Origin of the sequence: Mycobacterium sp. (assembly GCF_032161845.1) — a bacterium.
Taxonomy (GTDB): domain Bacteria; phylum Actinomycetota; class Actinomycetes; order Mycobacteriales; family Mycobacteriaceae; genus Mycobacterium.
Genome location: NZ_JAVRQA010000223.1, coordinates 1 through 3,393, shown reverse-complemented (window position 1 = coordinate 3,393; position 3,393 = coordinate 1). Strand labels below are relative to the sequence as shown.

The 3,393-nt window shown below is 67.7% G+C and carries 3 protein-coding genes; 1 reads left to right on the top strand and 2 read right to left on the bottom strand.

The window, feature by feature from the left end; genetic code table 11:
- Positions 1-1,013 (bottom strand): ATP-binding protein (locus QOD90_RS12985; protein ID WP_526350257.1); only part of this gene is annotated, 1,013 nt, incomplete at its 3' end.
- 144 nt (positions 1,014-1,157) lie between these two features.
- Positions 1,158-2,387 (bottom strand): menaquinone reductase MenJ, encoded by a 1,230-nt coding sequence (menJ, locus tag QOD90_RS12980; protein WP_526350259.1) that lies wholly within the window; start codon positions 2,385-2,387, stop codon positions 1,158-1,160.
- Positions 2,388-2,399: 12 nt separating this feature from the next.
- Between menJ and grcC1 the strand changes: the two genes are divergently transcribed.
- Positions 2,400-3,393 (top strand): nonaprenyl/(2E,6E)-farnesyl/geranylgeranyl diphosphat synthase (gene grcC1 / locus QOD90_RS12975; protein WP_526350255.1); only part of this gene is annotated, 994 nt, incomplete at its 3' end.

Genomic DNA, 3,393 nt, shown 5'->3' with positions numbered 1-3,393 from the left:
TGTCGGACGATTTCGGCGAGTGCTCGATGCATCTGCCTGCGACGGGCGGGTCCGACGACGCTATAGACACCACGGGCTAGCAACGGATGGGCAAACCGCACACGATTTCCTGCGATCTGGACGATGCCGTTGGTCTCTGGCGCTTCGAGTAGTTCGACGATGCGCTCGGCGCTCTGCGAGGTGACCTCGGCGAGCAGGTCGACCGTCGGCGCGCCGACGCTGGCAGCGGCCAGCAGCACCGTCTGGGTGTCTTCGCCGAACTGGTCGAGCCGCGAGCGGACGAGGTCGGCCAACGAGCCGGGCAGGGCGGCGTCGGCGATGCTCGATTGACCGTCGATCGCCCTGGCGAGTTCGAGCGCGTAGAACGGGTTGCCGCCGGAGAGCTCGTTGATCCGGACGATCGTCGGCCTGGAGAACGCACGACCCAACCGACTGGCGACCACCTTGTGGAGTCCGCCGAGGCTGAGCGGCCCGACGCGGATGCGCTCGACGCCATCGAGGCGGTTCAGCTTCAACCATTCGGTGCCGTTCCTGCCGTCGCCTTCGGTTCGTTCGGTGGCGAGCACCCCGATGCGGCCCTTGAGCCGTCGGGTGGCGAAGGCGATGACTGCCTGGCTGGAGGAGTCCAGCCACTGCACGTCATCGAGCGCGACGATCACGGGTGCGTCGGTCGCGAGTCGGTCGAGGAGGGTCAGAAAGGCCGACGCGACCACGCGTTCGTCGGTCACCGGGCCGTGGCCATCGCCTTCGAGCAGCACTCTTTCGATCGCAACGCGCTGCAGGTGGGGCAGGGTGTCGAGGATCTCGCCGTCGACGCCTTCGAGCAGGTCGGCGAGCACGGCATAGGTCAGGCCCGATTCGGCCTCCCCGGCGCGTGCCGACAGGACGTGAAAGCCGCCCTCACGGGCCTGCTCCAAGGCCCCCAGCCATAGCGTCGTCTTGCCGATGCCTGCTTCGCCCTCGATGACGAGGACCGCCGTATTCGTCGCGGTGGACCGGAGGAATGCCGCCACCGCGCGCGCTTCCACCGCCCGGCTTACCCCCAAGCCCACACTTCCCCGTCCCCCAACGTCACCCTCCAGTAGTTCACCATCCCCACACACGGCAAACTATGAACAAAGTATGACTTACGGTTCCGACAATTTCGTCGTAGACCGTCAGCTGAACGGTTTGCGTCCGTCGATCCTGCGGGATCCGGCGCCGGCACTTCGCCACGCCCTGGCCACCCAGTCGGCGTCCTCGTCGGTCACCAGATTGCCCATCACGCGCACGGCGACCTCCATGAGGAAGTGCGAGCGCATGGCGATCGGGCCCACGGCCGGAAGGAAGCGGGGGATCGTCAGCAGCAGCCCGAGCCGCCGCGCGACGGAGAACCCGCGGGCGTAGTGCCTGTGCAGTTCGGCGGGCCACGCATGGGTCAGATCGCCGGTGCCGAGTTGTTCGGCGGCCAGCCTGCCGGTTTCGAGTCCGTAGTCGATGCCTTCGCCGTTCAAGGGGTTGACGCAGGCGGCGGCGTCTCCGATCAGCATCCAGTTCGGCCCGGCGACGCCGGAGACGGCACCGCCCATGGGCAACAGGGCCGACAACGCGGCTCTTGGTTCGCCCGAGAAGCCCCACTCGTCGCGTCGGAGGTCGGTGTAGTGCGACATCAGCGGACGCAGCGCCGCGGTGGCGGGTCGCTTCGAGGTGGCAAGCGCGCCGACGCCGATGTTCACCTCACCGTTGCCGAGCGGAAAGATCCACCCGTATCCGGGCAGCACCTCTCCCGTGGGAGAGCGGAGTTCGAGGTGCGAGGTGATCCACGGTTCGTTGCTGCGCGGGCTGGCGAGGTAGCCACGGATCGCCACGCCGTAGACGGTTTCCCGATGCCACTCGCGGCCGAGAACCCGGCCGAGGGTCGAGCGGGCACCGTCGGCGACGATCAGCTCCCGACAGCCGATCACCGAACCGTCCTCGAGCGTCACCGATGTGGCGCGCCCGCTTGAATCATGCGATACATCAACGGCTTTGACGCCCAAGAGCATCTTCGCCCCCTCGTCGACGGCGACCTGCCGGATGCGTTCGTCGAGCTCGGTCCGCGGCACCGCGCTGCCGGTGGCCGGGAACGACGGGCCGGGCCACTCGATCTCCACGTCGGCCCCGAAGCCCGACATCCGCAACCCACGACTGCGGACCTTGCCGTCCAGCCACGGGCCGAGCCCGAGAAGCTCCAGTTCGGCGACGGCGCGCGGGGTGAGACCGTCGCCACACGCCTTGTCTCTTGGGAACTGTTGACCGTCGATCACCAGCACGTCACGGCCGTTGCGGACTGCCCACGCGGCGGCGGCGGACCCGGCGGGTCCAGCACCAATCACCACCACGTCATATTTCTCGTCCACGCTGCCCAGTATGTTGGACCAATGAAGACACCAGCGACCGTGGTCGCGGGCGTGGACTTCGGTGACGCAACCTTCGCGGCGAATGTCCGCGACGGTGTGGCGCGCATCGAGGACCTGATGGCCACTGAGCTGGGTAAGGCCGATGAGTTGATGGCCGAGGCCGTTCAACACCTCTTTCAGGCGGGCGGCAAGCGGTTCCGGCCGTTGTTCACGGTGCTGTCGGCACAGCTGGGCCCCGACCCTGACAACTGGCAGGTCACCGTGGCCGGCGCCGTGATCGAGTCGGTCCACCTCGCGACGCTGTACCACGACGACGTGATGGACGAGGCCCAGGTGCGTCGCGGAGCGGACAGCGCCAACGCACGGTGGGGCAACAACATTGCGATCCTGGCCGGCGACTATCTCTTCGCGACGGCGTCGCGGCTGGTGTCGCAACTTGGGCCCGACGCCGTGCGTGTCATCGCCGATACGTTCGCGCAGCTGGTGACGGGCCAGATGCGTGAGACCCGTGGAGCGGCCGAGGGCGTCGACGCCGTCGAGCACTACCTCAAGGTGGTCTACGAGAAGACGGCCTGCCTGATCGCGGCGTCCGGCACCTTCGGCGCCACGTTCTCCGGCGCCGACGATGAGCAGATCCAACGGCTGGGCAGGCTCGGCGGCATCGTCGGGACGGCCTTCCAGATCTCCGACGACATCATCGACATCGACAGCGATCCCGACGAGTCCGGCAAGCTGCCAGGCACCGACCTGCGCGAGGGCGTGCACACGCTGCCCGTGCTCTACGCCTTGCGGGAGACCGGGCCGGACGCCGACCGGCTGCGCGAATTGCTCAAGGGTCCCGTCGAGGACGATGCCGACGTCGCCGAGGCGTTGGCGCTGTTGCGTTCTTCACGCGGAATCGTGCAGGCGAAGGAGACGGTCTTCTCCTATGCGGCGCAGGCCCGCGATGAGCTGGCCAAGCTTCCCGACGTGCCGGGACGGGTGGCATTGGCCAACCTCGTCGACTACACGATCA